The organism is Streptomyces fildesensis, assembly GCF_016107395.1.
GTDB classification, from domain to species: Bacteria; Actinomycetota; Actinomycetes; order Streptomycetales; family Streptomycetaceae; genus Actinacidiphila; species Actinacidiphila fildesensis.
The window spans coordinates 53,803-69,011 of sequence record NZ_JAAIKO010000029.1 but is presented as its reverse complement, the minus strand read 5'-3'; the positions used below and the strand labels follow the sequence as shown (position 1 = coordinate 69,011).

Here is a 15,209-nt window from a genome sequence, read left to right as displayed (position 1 = left end):
CACATCCTGGCCGTCCGCACCTTTGAATTCCTGGGAGAAGTCTGGGAGTTCCCTGGGAGCCCGAACGACCGCATACCGCGCGATAGGGACGATAGCCCACCGAACGGACCGCGATCCGCGCTTCCCCGGCCCCGCAGCGACGCCGACTGCCAGGGAACTCACAGCCAGTCCCCTGGCAGCCCCCACCTGCGTGCGGTTCAGTCATGGGCCGCCGGCACCGCGGGTCCCCGGCCCGCGCCCGACCTGACGTCGCAGACCACCGACCCCGTCCAACGCTCCGAGGAGACAACGGCCATGACCTGGACCACCGACGGGCCGTCCACCGCCCGGCCGTCCACCGCGCGACCGGCCCTCCGGGCCGCCGCGGCGGCCGCCGTTCTCGCCTCCGGCGTCCTGCTGCTCGCCGCCTGCTCCTCCTCGGCCGCTTCGAGCGCCGCGGCCTAGCCGTCCGCCTCCGGGTCGGCGTCCGGGGCGGCCCGGATGGACGCCTACCGCCAGTGCCTCGCGCAGCACGGCGTCACCCTGCCGACGCGGCCGAGCGGCAGCGCGCGGCCGGGAGGCGGCAAGGGCACGCCGGGAGCCGGCGGGGGCAGCCGCCGGCCCGGTGGCGGTTTCGGCGGCTTCGGGGGTGGCGGCGCTTCCGCCGATCCGGCCCGGCAGCAGGCGATGCAGGCCTGCGCGTCCCTGCGACCGAAGACCGGCGGTCAGGGCGGGAACCGGGGCGGTTTCGGCGGCGACAGCACCGCGATGAAGGCCTTCACCAGCTGTCTGAAGGACCACGGCGTCGTGCTGCCCTCCGCGTCCCCGGGCAGCGGCGGCCCGCGCGGCTTCAACACCTCGGACCCCAAGACGGCCCAGGCCTACCAGACCTGCCGGGTCCTGCTCCCGCAGCGCCCCTCCGGTGCTCCCACCGGAAGCGCCGGCCCCTCCGCCTGACGCCGGGTACGAGGCGCCCGTCCCCCGCGCGGGGGACGGGGTCCGTTCCCGGGCATGATCCGGTGCGGCGGCCGTCGGGACAGCCTGGTCACATGGTCACTCACGAGATTCCCGCAGCCGTCCGCCGCAGCCCGCTTCCCGCCCGATGGGTGGTCGTCGCCGCGCAGGTCGCGGCGCTCACCGCCGTCCCGTCCGGGATATGGCGGATCACGATGGGGTTCGGCATCCCGGTGGGCTTCGACACCACCGGCCTGGGAGCCCCCGGCTGGTTCAGCGTCGTGTGCGTCGTGATGGGCCTGGGCATCGAAGGACTGACGATGCTCACCCTGGGACTGGTCAGGCCCTGGGGCGAGACGGTTCCGCGCTGGATCCCGGTCGTCGGAGGCCGGCGGGTCCCGCCGCTCGCGGCGGTGATCCCGGCCGCGCTCGGCTCGATCGCCCTGATGCTGCTGTTGATCCCCAACGCGAAGGGCTTCGGAGGCGCGGAGCGAGCGCCGACGGGACTCGCCCTCGTGGTGATGGACGCCTGCTACGCGCCCCTGCTGCTGTGGGGTCCGCTGCTCGGCGTGGTCACGCTCTCCTACTACCGGCGCCGCCGCGGGCAGTAGGCGCGAGCATCGCCCCCGAGCCGCCCGGACCGGTCCGGGCGGCCGCCCGGGTGCTCAGCCCTTCCGTACCGCGGCAAGCCCCTTCTGCAGGTCCTCGCTGTTCATCACCGGCTGGATCTCGATCCTCGCGCCGAGTTCCTCGAAGAGCGGTTCCGCGATGGAGGGCAGCAGCGAACTGTCCGTCATGTCGAAGACGAAGGTGCACGACCGGTCGCCCTCGCTGGGGCCGAAATAGGCCGCCTCGGGCTTGAGGAGTTCCGACAGCTGCTCCATGACCTGTCCCAGCCTGCCGCTCTTGAACGCCGCGTTCCCGGCCTGGGTGTCCAGATGCGCCCTCAGCATGACCCTCATAGGACTCGCTCCTTCCGTCCACCACGCCCGGCGCGGTCACGCCCGCGCTCACGGAGACCTGGTGACGTCGAGCTCAGCCTCTCCTCGGGTGATCGGGGCGGCAACATCTCATCGCCCGTCCGTGCCGACCCGGAAGGCCCGGCGGTGCCAGGGCGAGGGGACGCAGGCCTACGTGAGGTCGAACCGGGCGCTGACGCGCTTGCCCACCGGTACGAGTTCCATCGTCAGACCGTCGCAGAGCCGCAGCACGATCTCCATGCCGTGCCCGCCGATCCGCAGCGGATCGGGGGCGAAGACCCGCGGCAGGGTGCTGCCGCTGTCCCACACGGTGACGTGGACGGACTCGGCGTCGCCGGCCAGCTCCACCAGGTAGGGGCCGCCGGAATGCCGCTCCGCGTTGGTGGCCAGCTCGCTGACCACCAGCAGGATGTCCTGCATCTGTTCCGCGCCGACCGGGGCGTACCACTCGGCGGCGAGCTGGTGCAGGAAGTCGGCCGTCAGCCGGCGGGCGGCGCCGATGCTGCCGACCGAGCCGTCGTAGTGCGCGGCCCGGTGGTGGGTGGCGGCCTGCACCGGCGGCGGCATGGCCGGCGTACGCCGTTTGATCCCGATCATGTCGCTCCTGCCGCCGTGATGGCCCGCGGGCCCGAACACTGAGGCCTCTCCTACCCTGGGGACACCGACCTATACCTGCCAGTAGCAAACCGCCGGTCGGCAGAGCAGGCCGCCGGTCACCCGATCGCGATCACCGGGTGCTGCGCCGGGTCGGCCCAGCGCAGCACATTGGTGAGGACGCTCTGCGGAATCGCGACACAGCCCGCGGTGGGCCCGGCCTTCGGACCGAGCGCGTGCAGGAAGATCCCGGCGCCGCGGCCCGGAACCGCGGGGTTGGTGTTGAAGTTGATCACCAGCGCATTCCGGTACTGCACGGGGTAGTTGACGAGGTGCTCGCTGCCGTGGTCGCCGGCCTCCGTCAGCGGGAAGCCGCCCTGCGCGGCCTGGCGCATCCGGTTGTAGTAGCGGGAGTCCGGGTCCTCCACCCACCAGTCCGCCGCGGTGACCCGGTGGTACGGCATCCGGGTGCCGGGGTTGGCGTCGACGCCGAAGCCCTGGGTGAGGGTGTAGGTGCCGGTGGGTGTCGTGTACGTACCCTGCTTGCGCGTGGCGCCGTCGGTGATGCCGTGCGAGCCGACCCGCGCCGCGGTGGTCACGTACTTCTTGATCCAGATGGCGCCGGTCTGCTGCCAGGCGATGACGGTCGCGTACGAACCGTGGGCCTGCACGCTGATCACCTGGTGGGCGGAACCGACCGTCACCGGCACCGGGAAGCGGGGCGGGGGAGTGGCCGCACCGTGGGCCGGTACCGACCCGAGCAGGGTGCCGGTGACGGCCCATACGGTGATCGCGGCCACCGCGGCGGCCCGCCGCGAGCGGGACCTGAGCGATATGACGCGTCGTCCGACAGCGGTCCCGCCGAGGTGTGTGAGTCCCATCGGATCACTCTAGAGCGACATCGGGGCGCCGGCGTCACGAGTTCGGCCGGCCGGGTCGGCGACGGACGCGGCCCGGAAGGACATGTTCCGGCGGCACCCGGCTCAGCAGGTGCCGGCGAGCATGCCCTCGCGCAGCCTGGCCAGCACCGAGCTGAGCAGCCGGGAGACGTGCATCTGCGAGACACCGAGCTCCGCGCCGATCTGGGCCTGCGTCAACTCGTCGCCGAAGCGCATCTGCAGGATGCGGCGGTCGCGCTCGTTGAGCTGCGCCACCAGCGGCTTGAGCGTCTGCAGGTTCTCGACGCCCGCCATGGCGGGGTCGAGATCGCCGATCAGGTCGGCGAGGCCGCCGCCCCGCTCATCGTCCTCGGAGGCGGGCATGTCCAGCGATCCGGCGGTGTAGCCGTTGCTGGCCATCAGGCCGTCGACGACCTCGTCGGTCGTCAGGTCCAGATGGGCGGCCAGCTCGGCGGTGGTGGGGGAGCGGTCCAGCCCGGCGGACAGCTCGTCGATGGCCTTCGCCAGCGACAGCCGCAGTTCCTGCAGCCGGCGCGGAACGTGCACGGCCCAACTGGTGTCGCGGAAGAACCGCTTGATCTCACCGATGATGTACGGCACCGCGAAGGTGGGGAACTCCACCTCGCGTGACAGGTCGAAGCGGTCGATGGCCTTGATCAGCCCGATGGTCCCGACCTGGACGATGTCCTCGAAGGGCTCGGACCGGTTGCGGAAGCGCCGGGCGGCGAACTTCACCAGGGCCATGTTCAGCTCGATCAGGGTGTTCCGCGCGTACTGGTACTCGTGTGTGCCCTCTTCGAGCACCTGCAGCTGATCGAAGAAGATCTTCGAGAGCGCCCGTGCGTCGGTCGGGGCGACCTTGCCGGCGTCCTCCACCCAGGGCAGCTCCGGCACCGTTTCCGGCGCCGTACCCGGCGCGACGGCGGTGCGCGATATGCCTTGTGCCCTGGCTGCTGCGCCCATGAGGTCGTATCTCCCTGTGATTCGCGTTCGCCGGTCCCGACGACACTCCGTCTGCCCGGGATCCCGCATCCCATGCCTGCCAAGGGCCCACGGCTTCTCCGAGAGGGGTCGGAAATCCGGAAGCATGAGCGGTTCACCTGGGGGCATGCGCTGGTCAGGAGGTTGATAACCATGGGTCCACTGCTTCTGGTCCTACTGCTCGCGCTGATTCTTTTCGGCGCCGGATTCGCCCTGAAGATCCTCTGGTGGGTCGCGGTGATCGTCCTGGTGGTCTGGCTGCTCGGCTTCGTGATGCGCGGTACCGGGGCATCCGGCAGCCGTGGCCGCTGGTACCGCTGGTAGCCGTGACGCACGAGGTGACCAACGAGTACCCGCACAGGTAGACGTACGGCAGGGGGCCCGGCAGTGACGACTGCCGGGCCCCCTGCCGTACTCGCCGTGCCCGGATGGACACTGGGTGTGTCCGGGAACGGTCAAAGCCCATGCCCCGCAAGGCTCTTCATGGCACGATGCTGTCTCCGCGATCACGCGCACCGCGAGGGGGACGGGCATGGTGCAGGCGCCGCCCCCTGGGCTGGGCGAGATCGACGCATTGGTGCATGAATGCTGGTCACGGCCGCCCCGGGCACAGGACCGCGCACTGCCGCTGATCGCCCTGCTGGGACGGCCCGGCAGTGGCAAGACGTTCGCGCTCGACCACTTCGAGGCGGTGACGCGCGGGGCCCCCGCCGCCCGGGTCGACTTCGCGGCGGCGGACGAACAGCGGCCGTACGAGGTGGCCGTGCATCTGGCGTTCCTGCTGGCGCGCAAGCACACCGGTATCAAGCCGCTGCGTTTCCCGCGGCTGCTGCTCGGGCTGCTCGCCGTGCAGCCCGAACTGTCGCTGACCGACCGGGAACAGGCCACCCGTGAACTGCGCAAGGCGTTACGCCAGGCCCGCAGCCGCGGCGCCGCGGTCGACGCCGGCGAGGGGATCAGCTCGATCGTCGACTCGCTCGGCCTGTCGCCGATCCCCGGCACCGACCTGATCATCGGTGTGCTGCTGCGCGGGTTCGAGTACATGCCGACCCGCACCTTCCTCAACCAGACGTACCACTGGTACGGCTCGCTCGGGCCGCCCACCGCGATGGACGAACTGGTCGAGCTGAACCTGCGCAGCCGCAGCACGGCGGAGGAACACCGGGAGGCGGTGGACCGGCGGCTGTGCGAGGCGTTCCTCGCCGATCTGCGCGCCGCGTACGGGCACGCGCGCCGGGACCACAACTGCCTGGTGTTGCTCGACAACATCGACCACAGCCACGGCACCCGCTTCCTGGACCTGCTGGTACGGCTGCGCGCCGAGCACGCGGTGTCGCAGCCGGGCAGGTACGACCCGCTGCTGATCGTGGCGACGAGTGCCACCACCCGCGCGGTGCCCGGCCCCGCCGACGGACGGCCCGGCGACCCGTACATCCAGGTCGCCGACCGCGCCTCGTACGCCGACTGGCGGCCGCGCACCGACGCCCCGCCCGCCGACTGGTGGTATCCGGTGCGACTGCGCGACCTGTACGAGGTCGAGGTGTCGCTCGAGGCGGGACGCCATCCCGTGCACGCCACCCGGCTGGCCCGTGCCACCCCGCTGGTGCACCGGCTCACCTACGGCCACCCCTGGAGCGTCCAGCAGGTGCACACCGCCATCGGCGGGCTGCTCGCGGCGGGCGTCTCCGACCGAGATCTGTACGGCCTGCTGGACACCCCGGTGCCCGGGGACGGCGGCGATCCGGTGCGCAGGCCGCCGCTCGGCGCCGTCGTCCGCGACTACCTGCTCGACGGGCTGACCACCGACCAGCGGGCCGCCGCCGTACCGGTCGCCGCCGCCAGGACCCCGGCGGCGGCCGTCAACTCCGGGCTGCTCAACGAGCTGTCCGAGCACGCCCGGGACACCGTGATGCTGGAACTGCGCAACCAGCTGTGGCTGTTCGCGCCCATCCCCGAGGACGCCAACACCCGCGGTGGACGCGGCCCGTCCGGCTATCTGGTGGCGCCCGGTGCCCCCGAGGAGCGCCCGGTCCTGCACCCGTGGCTGCGACTGCTGCTGCTGGAGGAACTCGCCGGGCGGCCGGCTCCGGTAGGCGGACCGGCCGCCTGGCAGCACGCGCACCAGGCGCTGTGTGCGTGGCACGAGCGGCTCAGCCGTCCGCTGGACGCCCTCTACCACCGGCTCGCACTCAACGAACTCGACACGGTGGTCATGCATTTCGCGCGTGGCTTCGGTGCCGCCGACGCGGTGCCCTGGCTGCGCGAGCTCTATCACGTCACCGCGGCGCCGATGCACCGCGCGCAGCTCACGGACGATCAGCCGTCGCACAACGCGGGACAGCTGGCCCGTGAGCACGCGCCGGCCGCGTACGCCGATCCGGTCACCGGCCGTCCGCTGGCCGAGCTGGCGGCCGCGCTGTGGCTCGCGGGCGATCCCCGCAACCGGCTGCCACCGGGCCGCCCCGAACTCAACTACAAGATCAGCGCCATGTTCCGGCAGCTGGCGCTGGCGGCGGACGCCGACACCGACACGCTGTTGGACGAGGCCGCCCGGTTCACCGACTGAGGACCGAAGCCGGTCCGTCCGATCGATCCCTGCTGAGGAGGAGCGCGTGATGTCGACCCGGGGCCATTGGGTGACCGGCCGTCATCTGTGGATGCGGTGGCCGTGGAACGTGGTGCTGGCCGTGCTGGTGCTCGCACTCGTCGGTGGCACGCTCACCTGGACGCTGTGGCCGGAGGACACCTCGTGCGCCGACGGGGTCAGACACGTCGGGGCCGACCGCAGCTGCGTCGGGGTGACGGACGGCTCGTTCCACTTCTCCGACAACCTGGCGGCGGTCTCCGACCTGATCCACACGCAGAACGCCGCGGTCGACCAGGACAACCGTTCCTTCGTCAGCATCGTCTACCTCATGTCCCTGGTCCCCGGCCCCAAGGACACCAACACCCCGGACTCCGTACGGCACGAGATCCAGGGCGCGTACGCGGCCCTGTACGAGAAGAACAACACGCTCGGCGGAGGCGACGTCCCCCGTATCCGGCTGCTGCTGGCCAACTGCGGCAGTACCGACGAGCAGCGGGACGCCACGCTGGAGGAGATCCGCAGCCGGGTGGGCCCGCAGCACATCGTGGCCGTCGCGGGGCTCGGCACCAGCACGGACGCGACCGCGCGGATGATAGGGAAGGTGACGGGCAACACGGACTCCGGCGGGCTGCAGCTCGGCGCGGTCGGCTCCGTCCTCTCCGCCGACACGCTCGCCGGGATTCCGGGACTGGTGCGCGCCGCCCCGACCAACACCGACGAGGCGGCGGCCGCCGCCTCGTTCCTGAAGCAGCCGCCGTACTCCGCGCTGAAGGTGATGGTGATACAGGACGCCCGGCCGGACGACCAGTACAGCCGCACCCTCGGCAAGGCGTTCCTGGCGGCCTTCCCGGAGGAGCGGCTGGTCGGCCAGGTCGAGCAGTACGACTCCTCGCAGGAAGGTGTCGCCACCGCGTTCGCGACCCGGATGGCGAACCTGTGCGCGGTCAAGCCCGATGTCATCTACTTCGCCGGGCGCGGGGTGAACCTGCCGAGCTTCCTCGCGCCGCTCAAGAACCGGCCGTGCTCCGCCCGCAAGCTCATCGTGCTCTCCGGCGACGATGCCTCGCAGGCCGCCCAGGCCGCCGGTTTCGACGAGATCAAGGAAACCCTGCGCAGTGGCACCGTCCGGCTGCTGTACACCGGTCTCGCCCACCCCGAGGCCTGGGAGAGGCGCCCCGACGCGTACTCGGCCGCGGTGCGGGACGACGTCGCCGTTCTCGGCAAGCACGGCTACTACCATGCGACGTTCCCGCTGGAGGGGCTCGACGACGGCCAGGCGATGATGGGCTACGACGCGGTCAGTGCGGCGGTCAAGGGTGCCCGTACGGTGGGGCGCTCCCCGGGAGCCAATGGCCGGGTGACCGGCTCGCAGATGATCCAGATCTGGCAGTCGCTGCACGGGGTCGACGCGGTGATGGGGGCGAGCGGGTACATCTCCTTCGCCAACGACGGCTCTCCGACGGACAAGGCCGTACCCGTCATCGAGATCGGTGCCGACGGCAAGGTCCACACCCTCGCCGTCTCCTCGCGCACCGGTACCCCGTTCATTCCGCCGAAGGACTGAGCGGGACGGGTGCGGCGGCCACCGGTATGGTGCCCGCCGCACCCGGTCGTGCGGTCAGGACGGGTAGAGCTGACCTGCCGGCACGATGCGCTGTGCCTCGTCGGGCGCGTACCAGAGCAGCTTCATGGCCGCCTCGCCGGTGCGCTCGGTGAAGTCGATACGGATCGAGTGCTTCTTTCCGGCCTGCAGGGTCACGGTGCCGGTGTTGACGGCGGCATCGTGCGGTGTCGTGTTGCTGATGATCTGCTTGCCGTCGACCCAGACCTGCACCGTGTCGTCGGAGACGGTCAGGAAGGTGTACGTCTCGCTGTAGCGGGGCTGGACGGAGCCGGTCCACCGTGCCGCGAAGTTGTCGGTCGGGACGGCCGGGTCCGGTGAACCGAGGTAGCGCCAGGCGAAGTTGATCGTCCGGTCGGTCCGCGTCACCTTCGGCGCCCCGCTGAACGAGGTGTTGTCCCAGTACTGTGCGGTCAGCCCGGTGCCGGTACCGTTCGCCGGCTGCGGCGGGGCGTAGGTCAGCTCGATGACGGTGGCGGTCGCGTTGACCGCCGCTCCCGACGGTGTGATGTCGTAGCCGTCACCCGCGGCCTTCACGGTGACCTGCTGGCTGCTGCCCAGCACCCGCGCCCCGGTGATGGTCAGCGGCGCGGTGGCCTTCAGATGCAGCGGCTTGCCGGCGCCCGGCCAGGTGTAGACCGACGCCTCCAGCTTGTTGCCCGGTGCCGAGGCCACGGCTCCCCAGGCGGGAGTGGCCACGTTCCTGGCCGCGCCCGCGCCGTACACCGCGGCGCCCTGCCCGTTGGCGGAGAGCCAGGAGCCCATCGAGCGCAGCCGGTCGACCGCGCCCGAGGGCACCGCGCCGGTCTTGTCCGGGCCGATGTTGAGGAGGTAGTTGCCGCCGCGCGAGGCGATGTCGACGACGTTACGGGTCAGTGTGGTCGCGGACTTCCAGTTGGTGTCGTAACCGGCGTACCCCCAGTGGTCATTGAGGGTCATGCAGGACTCCCAGAGCTGCCCGCCGACCGGGGCCGGGGGGATCTCCTGCTCCGGAGTGCCGTAGTCGCCGTCCACGACCCGGCGCTTGTCGACCCGGTTGTTGATCACCAGGTTGGGGTCCAGGCCGTGCAGATAGGTCTGCAGCGCCTCGCCGTCGGCGGTCGACCACGGGTTCGTCGGGTTGTCGGTCGCCCACTCGCCGTCGAACCACAGCACCGCCGGGTGGTAGTTGTCGACGAGCTCCTTGAGCTGGGCGTACATGTCCTTCTTGTACTGCGGGAAGTCGGCCGTGAAGTTCGGGTTGTGCCAGTCCCAGATCGAGTAGTACAGACCGAACTTGATGCCCTGGGAGTCGGCGGCGGCCTTCATCTCGGCCAGGATGTCGCGGCTCTTGCTGAACGACGAGTGGTCGCGCAGATTCCAGGTGTTGACCTTTGTCGGCCACATCGCGTAGCCCTCGTGGTGCTTGGCGGTCTGCACGATGTAGCGCTGGCCCGCGTCCTTGGCCAGTTTCACGATCGCGTTCGCGTCGAAGGACGCCGGGTTGAACTGTGCGGCGATGTCCTCGTACTGCGCCTTGGGTATGGCGCAGTCGCGCTCGATCCACTCGGCGTCCCGGCAGACCGAGCCGTCCGGGCGGGTGTACGTCCCCTGGAGCTGGGAGTAGGCGCCGTAGTGGATGAACATGCCGAAGTGGTCGTCGCGCCACCACTGGGTGCGGGCGCTGGTGAAGGGGTCGTCGTAGGCGTAGTTGGTGCCGGGGCCGGCGGTGGCCGGCGCGGCGGTGGGGGTCGCGGCGGCGGTGGCCGGGCCGCCGGTCAGGCTGATGGCTGTGACCAGGGCGACCACGAAGGCGAGTGCCAGGTGGAGGGTGCGTGCTGAGCGGCTCATGGGCATCTCCGTTGATGCGGGGACAGGGCTCATTCGCAGGACAGAACGATGGCAGGGCTATGACAGAACGCGAAGCTTTCATCCGATGTCTAGTGGTGGTTGACGACAACCGTCAAGAGAAGTTGCCGGATACACGCCGCTCCACGGCAATTCCCCACTGTTCGCCCGCACATGACGTGCGAAGTCATCCAATCTTTGCTGGGTGACTACCAGGTACGCCCCGCCCGCAGCAGCTGGTCGCGGACCAGCGCGACATGCGGGAGTTCGCCGGCCCCGGGGCGCTGGGCGAGGTAGGCGGTGTTGATGGGCGGGTCCTCGGGTTCGAGGAGTGCGACGAGGGCACCGGAGGCGAGTTCGGCGGCGCAGAGGTAGCGCGGCAGGACGGTGACACCGGCTCCCGCGACGACCGCGGCGAGAACGCCGCGAAGATCCGGGACGGTGATGGCGGCCTGGGCGGACAGCCGGGTGCCGAACACATGGCGCCAGTAGCGGCGGGCGATCGGCAGGTCCTCCGCGTAGGTGATCAGCGGAGCGGCGCGCAGCGCGGCCGGTCCCTCGGCCGCGACGGCGCCGGAGCCGATCCGCTCCGCCCAGGAGGGTGCCGCGACGAGGACGAACTCCTCGTCCATGAGCGGGACGGCGGTGACGCTGCGGCCGCGCGGCCGGACCGTCGAGATGACGAGGTCGTAGCGGCCGGCGCGGAGCCCTTCCAGCAGGTCGTCGGTGAGGCCGGTGGTGATCCGCAGCCGCACTCCCTCGCCGGTCAGCGGAGCCAGCGCCGGGAGCGCCCGGAGGCAGAGCAGCTCGGCGGGCCCGGCCAGATGCACCGGCTCTGCGGGTATCCGCCGGTCCGAGTGGTCCCGGCCGGTGATCCCCGCGAGGGCGTCCAGCGGTGCCGAGACATCCGCCGCCAGCTGGTCGGCGACCGCTGTGGACGCGACGCCGCGCGGCAGCCGGTCGAAGAGCTGGCGCCCCAGGCGCTCCTCCAGGGCCCGCACCTGGGCGGTCACCGTCGGCTGCGACAGGCCGAGCAGCCTCGCTCCCGCGGTGAAGGAGCCGGCACGGTGCACGGCCAGGAAGGTCCGCAGCAGGGTGAGGTCCAGGGGAGGGGGTACGGGCCCCGGTCCTGGTAGCTCCGATCCATCGGGATTCCTATGGCTCATGGTGGTGATTCTATTGGATTTCGATGGATCGGCGGCCTACGTTCGAGATCGACAGCGATCTGACACTCCACGTACGGAATGTCGGACCGTCGCCCCCACCGAGAGATGTGACATGGCAAAGATCCTGTTCGTGATGACCGGCGCCGACCACTGGACGCTGGCCGACGGCACCAAGCACCCCACCGGATTCTGGGCCGAGGAGGCCGTGGCTCCCTACCGTGCCTTCACCGGTGCCGGCCACGAGATCGTGATCGCCACCCCCGGCGGAGTCGTCCCCACGGTCGACCGGGGAAGCCTCGCGCCGGAGGTGAACGGCGGCCAGGAGGCGGCCGACGCGATCGTCGCCGAGCTCGCCGCGATGACCGCCCTGAAGAAGCCCGTCAAGCTCGAGGAGGTCGAACTGGCCGACTACGACGCGGTCTTCTACCCGGGCGGCCACGGCCCGATGGAGGACCTGGCCGTCAACGCCGACTCGGGCCGGCTGCTGACCGCCGCCCTGGACTCCGGCAAGCCGCTCGGTGTGGTCTGCCACGCCCCTGCCGCGCTGCTCGCCGCCACCCGCCCCGACGGCACCTCGCCGTTCGCCGGCTACCGGCTGACCGGCTTCACCAACGTCGAGGAGACCCAGGCGGGCTTCGCCGACAAGGCGAAGTGGCTGCTCCAGGACCGGCTCGTCGAGATCGGCGCGGACTTCCAGGAGAGCGACGCGTGGGCGCCGTACGTGGTCGTCGACCGCAACCTGATCACCGGTCAGAACCCGGCCTCGTCCGTGCCGCTCGCCGCCGAGCTCCTCAAGGCCCTGGGCTGACCGTACGATGCCCACCGACCGGCTGACCGAGGTGCTCGACGCCACCTACACCTGCCTGACCAGGTACGGCGTACGGCGCACCACCATGGACGACATCGCCTCCACGATGGAGGTGTCCCGGTCGGCGGTCTACCAGTACGTCCGCGGCAAGGACGACGCCTTCCGCCGGCTCGCCGAGCGCCTGCACATCCGGGCGCTCGAGCGGGCCCGGCGGGCGGCGGCCGCCGACGCCCCGGCCCCGGAACGGATCCGCGGCATCCTGGCGGCCAAACTCGACCTGGTGCTGGAACTCGCCGGGGACTCCCCGCACACCGCCGAACTGCTCGACGAGAAAGCCCGGCTGTTCGGCGACATCTGCCACGGCTTCACCGCCGACCTGCGCGCCCTGCTGATCGGGGTGTTCGCCGAAGCGGGCACGGGTCCGCCCGACCCGGCCGACGCCGCCGACATCTGCCTCGCCCTGGTCATCGGACTGGAAGCCACCGAGGACGGTGCGCGGCTGCTCCGCCCGGCCACCGACGCCCTGCTGGCCGGGCTGCCGTCCTGACGTCCCGGCCGACCCCGCTTCCGGGCGGTCACTCCTCCAGGCCCTCCGGAAGGCTGCCGGTGTGCACCACGGCCAGTGACCGGGTGGCACGGGTCAGGGCGACATAGAGATCGCTGGCTCCGCGCGCGGAACCGGAGACGATGAGCGCCGGCTCGACGACGATCACCGAGTCGAACTCCAGCCCCTTGGCCTGCCGGGGTTCGAGCAGCACGAGCGACTGCGTCAGATCGGGCTCCTCGCCCGCCATCACCCCCGGGAGCTTCCCGGCCAGTGCCTCGTGCAGTGCCCGCGGCGCGATCACCGCGAGCCGGCCGTCGTCCGGGGTCTCCAGGGAGGCGGCCTCCGCGACCGTACGGACGAGGTCGTCCGTGACGCACACCCGGGGCCGTACTCCTGTCGAACGCACCGAGCGCGGCGGCTCGTACGACGGGTCGGCGGCCCTCGCCACCCCGGCCGCCAGCTCCATGATCTCGGCGGGCGTGCGGTAGTTGACGCCCAGCCGCACATGGCTCCAGCGGTCCCCGACGTACGGGTCCAGGATCTGCCGCCAGGAGTCGCAGCCCGCCGGATCGCCGGTCTGGGCGGGGTCGCCGACCAGGGTCAGCGAACGCGTCGGGCAGCGGCGCATCAGCAGCCGCCACGCCATGGCGGACAGCTCCTGCGCCTCGTCCACGATGATGTGGCCGAAGGCCCAGGTACGGTCGGCGGCGGCGCGTTCCGCGGCGCTGCGGCGGTCGGTCTCCTCGTGCCGGTCGGCGAAGCGCTCGGCGTCGATGAGGTCGTGGGCGGTCAGCACCTCGGACTCCCCGTCCTCGAACTCGAAGGAGCGCGAGCCGTAGGACAGTTCCAGTACCCCCTGGGCGTAGGCCACCTGCTCGCCGCGCTCCCGCGCCGCCGCGGCCCGTGCTGCCCGGTCGTCCTCGCCGAGCAGCTCGGCGGCCTCGTCCAGCAGCGGGATGTCGCCGACGGTCCAGCCGCCGCCGGTGCGGCGGATCAACTCGGCGTCCGCGTCCGGCAGCTGGACCGGATCGGCGAGGAAGCCCCCGACCAGCTGCTGCGGGGTGAGGTAGGGCCAGTACGCGTCGATGGCGGCGTGCACCGCGGGGTTGTCGTTGAGCTCGCGGCCCAGCTGCTCGACCTCCGCCGGGTCGAGGAAGTTCTCCCCGTCGTACGGGTCCGTGCCCAGCCGGTCGGCGAGCTGTGCGGTGAGCGCGTCGAGGACGAAGCGGCCGAAGTGGGCGCGGGCCAGGTTGTGCGGCAGCCGGGTCTGGCGCGCGCAGTGCCGGGCGTCCTCGGCGACGGCCCGCTCCAGCAGCAGCGTCTCGCGCTCGTGCTGGATGGGAAGGGCCGGGTCGGGGACGGTCTGCCGGTCGCGCAGCACCTTCGCGAGGACATCGGCCATGCCGGCCCGCCCTTTGACGGCGGCGGCCCCGGGGCCGTCCGTCCCCGTGGCGGCGACGCCGGGGAAGAGCTCTCCCACGGTCGACAGCAGCACACCGGTCTCGCCGAGTGACGGCAGCACCTCGCCGATATAGCCGAGGAAGGCCGGGTTGGGCCCGACGATCAGCACCGCGCGGCGGGCCAGCTGCTCGCGGTACGCGTAGAGCAGATACGCCGCGCGGTGCAGCGCGACGGCGGTCTTGCCGGTGCCGGGCCCGCCCTCGACGACGAGCACGCCCCGGTGCGGGGCGCGGATGATCTCGTCCTGCTCGGCCTGGATGGTCTGCACGATGTCGGCCATCCGGCCCGTGCGGGCGGCCCCGAGCGCGGCGAGGAGCACGGCGTCCCCGCGCGGGTCCTCGTGTCCCGTGCGCACCGCGTCGGTGAGGTCCAGGACCTCGTCGTGCAGTGCGGTGACGGTGCGGCCGACGGTGGTGAGGTGCCGGCGACGGCGCAGGCCCATCGGGGAATGCCCGGTGGCGAGATAGAAAGGACGTGCGACGGGGGCCCGCCAGTCCACGACGAGCGGGGTCCGGTCGGCGTCGTCCTGCCGGATTCCGATACGGCCGATGTGATGGCGTATGCCATCGGCGAAGTCGATTCGCCCGAAGCAGAGCCCGGACTCCACGGAATTCAGCCCGGAGAGCCGGTCGGTCCGCTCGGTGGCGATCACATCGCGTTCGAGGCGGGCCTGGAGACCCTTGCCCACCTGGGTAAAGGATGCCTGGAGTGCGGCCTCGGCCTGCTCCCGGAGCGTGTCGAGGCGCTCGTAGAGCCGTGAGACGAATTGCTGTTCTTTCTGCAATTCCTCGGTTGACAATTCAGC

15 protein-coding genes are annotated in these 15,209 nt (G+C 71.4%); 8 read left to right on the top strand and 7 right to left on the bottom strand.

The annotated features are described in order from the left end of the window. Window positions 1-294: 294 nt before the first annotated feature. The 3 genes from C6N31_RS29155 to C6N31_RS29145 all read left to right on the top strand — a co-directional run bounded on the left by C6N31_RS29155 (window position 295) and on the right by C6N31_RS29145 (window position 1,544). Window positions 295-444: a hypothetical protein gene (locus C6N31_RS29155; RefSeq protein ID WP_187144751.1), complete on the top strand. Its 150-nt coding sequence runs from the start codon at window positions 295-297 to the stop codon at window positions 442-444. A gap of 36 nt (window positions 445-480) precedes the next feature. Then, window positions 481-936: a hypothetical protein gene (locus tag C6N31_RS29150; RefSeq protein WP_198358559.1), complete on the top strand. Its 456-nt coding sequence runs from the start codon at window positions 481-483 to the stop codon at window positions 934-936. Window positions 937-1,028: 92 nt separating this feature from the next. After that, window positions 1,029-1,544, top strand: coding sequence for a hypothetical protein (locus C6N31_RS29145; protein ID WP_138354484.1), 516 nt, complete (start codon window positions 1,029-1,031; stop codon window positions 1,542-1,544). A gap of 54 nt (window positions 1,545-1,598) precedes the next feature. Here the strand turns inward: C6N31_RS29145 and C6N31_RS29140 are convergent, their stop codons facing one another. The 4 genes from C6N31_RS29140 to C6N31_RS29125 all read right to left on the bottom strand — a co-directional run bounded on the left by C6N31_RS29140 (window position 1,599) and on the right by C6N31_RS29125 (window position 4,369). After that, window positions 1,599-1,895, bottom strand: coding sequence for a DUF3303 family protein (locus C6N31_RS29140; protein ID WP_187144750.1), 297 nt, complete (start codon window positions 1,893-1,895; stop codon window positions 1,599-1,601). A gap of 168 nt (window positions 1,896-2,063) precedes the next feature. Further along, window positions 2,064-2,510 (bottom strand): ATP-binding protein, encoded by a 447-nt coding sequence (locus C6N31_RS29135; protein ID WP_138354485.1) that lies wholly within the window; start codon window positions 2,508-2,510, stop codon window positions 2,064-2,066. 116 nt (window positions 2,511-2,626) lie between these two features. Next, a complete protein-coding gene (locus C6N31_RS29130) occupies window positions 2,627-3,388 on the bottom strand; it encodes a L,D-transpeptidase family protein (RefSeq protein ID WP_138354486.1) in 762 nt (253 codons plus the stop codon). 102 nt (window positions 3,389-3,490) lie between these two features. Continuing rightward, complete coding sequence (locus C6N31_RS29125) at window positions 3,491-4,369, bottom strand: RNA polymerase sigma factor SigF (protein WP_138354487.1); 879 nt, start codon at window positions 4,367-4,369, stop codon at window positions 3,491-3,493. A 171-nt stretch (window positions 4,370-4,540) separates the two neighbouring features. Between C6N31_RS29125 and C6N31_RS29120 the strand changes: the two genes are divergently transcribed. From C6N31_RS29120 to C6N31_RS29110, 3 genes are all read left to right on the top strand, one after another. Further along, a complete protein-coding gene (locus C6N31_RS29120) occupies window positions 4,541-4,711 on the top strand; it encodes a hydrophobic protein (protein ID WP_138354488.1) in 171 nt (56 codons plus the stop codon). 208 nt (window positions 4,712-4,919) lie between these two features. Further along, the gene (locus C6N31_RS29115; protein ID WP_198358558.1) at window positions 4,920-6,953 is read left to right on the top strand and encodes a hypothetical protein; all 2,034 of its coding nucleotides are present in this window, start codon (window positions 4,920-4,922) and stop codon (window positions 6,951-6,953) included. Between the two features lie 49 nt (window positions 6,954-7,002). Then, a complete protein-coding gene (locus C6N31_RS29110; protein WP_138354490.1) occupies window positions 7,003-8,538 on the top strand; it encodes an ABC transporter substrate-binding protein in 1,536 nt (511 codons plus the stop codon). A 54-nt stretch (window positions 8,539-8,592) separates the two neighbouring features. On the opposite strand, the gene C6N31_RS29105 is transcribed toward C6N31_RS29110, so the two are convergent. After that, entirely contained in the window at window positions 8,593-10,431 is a 1,839-nt protein-coding gene (locus C6N31_RS29105) for an alpha-L-fucosidase (protein ID WP_417792240.1), read from the bottom strand. Window positions 10,432-10,631: 200 nt separating this feature from the next. Beyond that, the gene (locus C6N31_RS29100) at window positions 10,632-11,588 is read right to left on the bottom strand and encodes a LysR family transcriptional regulator (protein ID WP_138354492.1); all 957 of its coding nucleotides are present in this window, start codon (window positions 11,586-11,588) and stop codon (window positions 10,632-10,634) included. 112 nt (window positions 11,589-11,700) lie between these two features. Here C6N31_RS29100 and C6N31_RS29095 point away from each other — a divergent pair, with 112 nt between their 5' ends. Both C6N31_RS29095 and C6N31_RS29090 read left to right on the top strand, forming a co-directional pair. Next, a complete protein-coding gene (locus C6N31_RS29095) occupies window positions 11,701-12,396 on the top strand; it encodes a type 1 glutamine amidotransferase domain-containing protein (protein WP_138354493.1) in 696 nt (231 codons plus the stop codon). Between the two features lie 7 nt (window positions 12,397-12,403). Next, a complete protein-coding gene (locus tag C6N31_RS29090; protein ID WP_138354494.1) occupies window positions 12,404-12,943 on the top strand; it encodes a TetR/AcrR family transcriptional regulator in 540 nt (179 codons plus the stop codon). Between the two features lie 28 nt (window positions 12,944-12,971). Here C6N31_RS29090 and C6N31_RS29085 read toward each other — a convergent pair whose 3' ends face one another. Continuing rightward, window positions 12,972-15,203, bottom strand: coding sequence for a HelD family protein (locus C6N31_RS29085; RefSeq protein ID WP_232485791.1), 2,232 nt, complete (start codon window positions 15,201-15,203; stop codon window positions 12,972-12,974). Between the last annotated feature and the right edge of the window lie 6 nt (window positions 15,204-15,209).

What these genes read in the sequence shown, in the direction of transcription:
- C6N31_RS29155 (WP_187144751.1), top strand. Translation starts at nt 295, where the DNA reads ATGACCTGGACCACCGACGGGCCGTCCACCGCCCGGCCGTCCACCGCG.
- C6N31_RS29150 (WP_198358559.1), top strand. Translation starts at nt 481, where the DNA reads ATGGACGCCTACCGCCAGTGCCTCGCGCAGCACGGCGTCACCCTGCCG.
- C6N31_RS29145 (WP_138354484.1), top strand. Translation starts at nt 1,029, where the DNA reads ATGGTCACTCACGAGATTCCCGCAGCCGTCCGCCGCAGCCCGCTTCCC.
- C6N31_RS29140 (WP_187144750.1), bottom strand. Translation starts at nt 1,895, where the DNA reads ATGAGGGTCATGCTGAGGGCGCATCTGGACACCCAGGCCGGGAACGCG.
- C6N31_RS29135 (WP_138354485.1), bottom strand. Translation starts at nt 2,510, where the DNA reads ATGATCGGGATCAAACGGCGTACGCCGGCCATGCCGCCGCCGGTGCAG.
- C6N31_RS29130 (WP_138354486.1), bottom strand. Translation starts at nt 3,388, where the DNA reads ATGGGACTCACACACCTCGGCGGGACCGCTGTCGGACGACGCGTCATA.
- C6N31_RS29125 (WP_138354487.1), bottom strand. Translation starts at nt 4,369, where the DNA reads ATGGGCGCAGCAGCCAGGGCACAAGGCATATCGCGCACCGCCGTCGCG.
- C6N31_RS29120 (WP_138354488.1), top strand. Translation starts at nt 4,541, where the DNA reads ATGGGTCCACTGCTTCTGGTCCTACTGCTCGCGCTGATTCTTTTCGGC.
- C6N31_RS29115 (WP_198358558.1), top strand. Translation starts at nt 4,920, where the DNA reads ATGGTGCAGGCGCCGCCCCCTGGGCTGGGCGAGATCGACGCATTGGTG.
- C6N31_RS29110 (WP_138354490.1), top strand. Translation starts at nt 7,003, where the DNA reads ATGTCGACCCGGGGCCATTGGGTGACCGGCCGTCATCTGTGGATGCGG.
- C6N31_RS29105 (WP_417792240.1), bottom strand. Translation starts at nt 10,431, where the DNA reads ATGCCCATGAGCCGCTCAGCACGCACCCTCCACCTGGCACTCGCCTTC.
- C6N31_RS29100 (WP_138354492.1), bottom strand. Translation starts at nt 11,588, where the DNA reads ATGAGCCATAGGAATCCCGATGGATCGGAGCTACCAGGACCGGGGCCC.
- C6N31_RS29095 (WP_138354493.1), top strand. Translation starts at nt 11,701, where the DNA reads ATGGCAAAGATCCTGTTCGTGATGACCGGCGCCGACCACTGGACGCTG.
- C6N31_RS29090 (WP_138354494.1), top strand. Translation starts at nt 12,404, where the DNA reads ATGCCCACCGACCGGCTGACCGAGGTGCTCGACGCCACCTACACCTGC.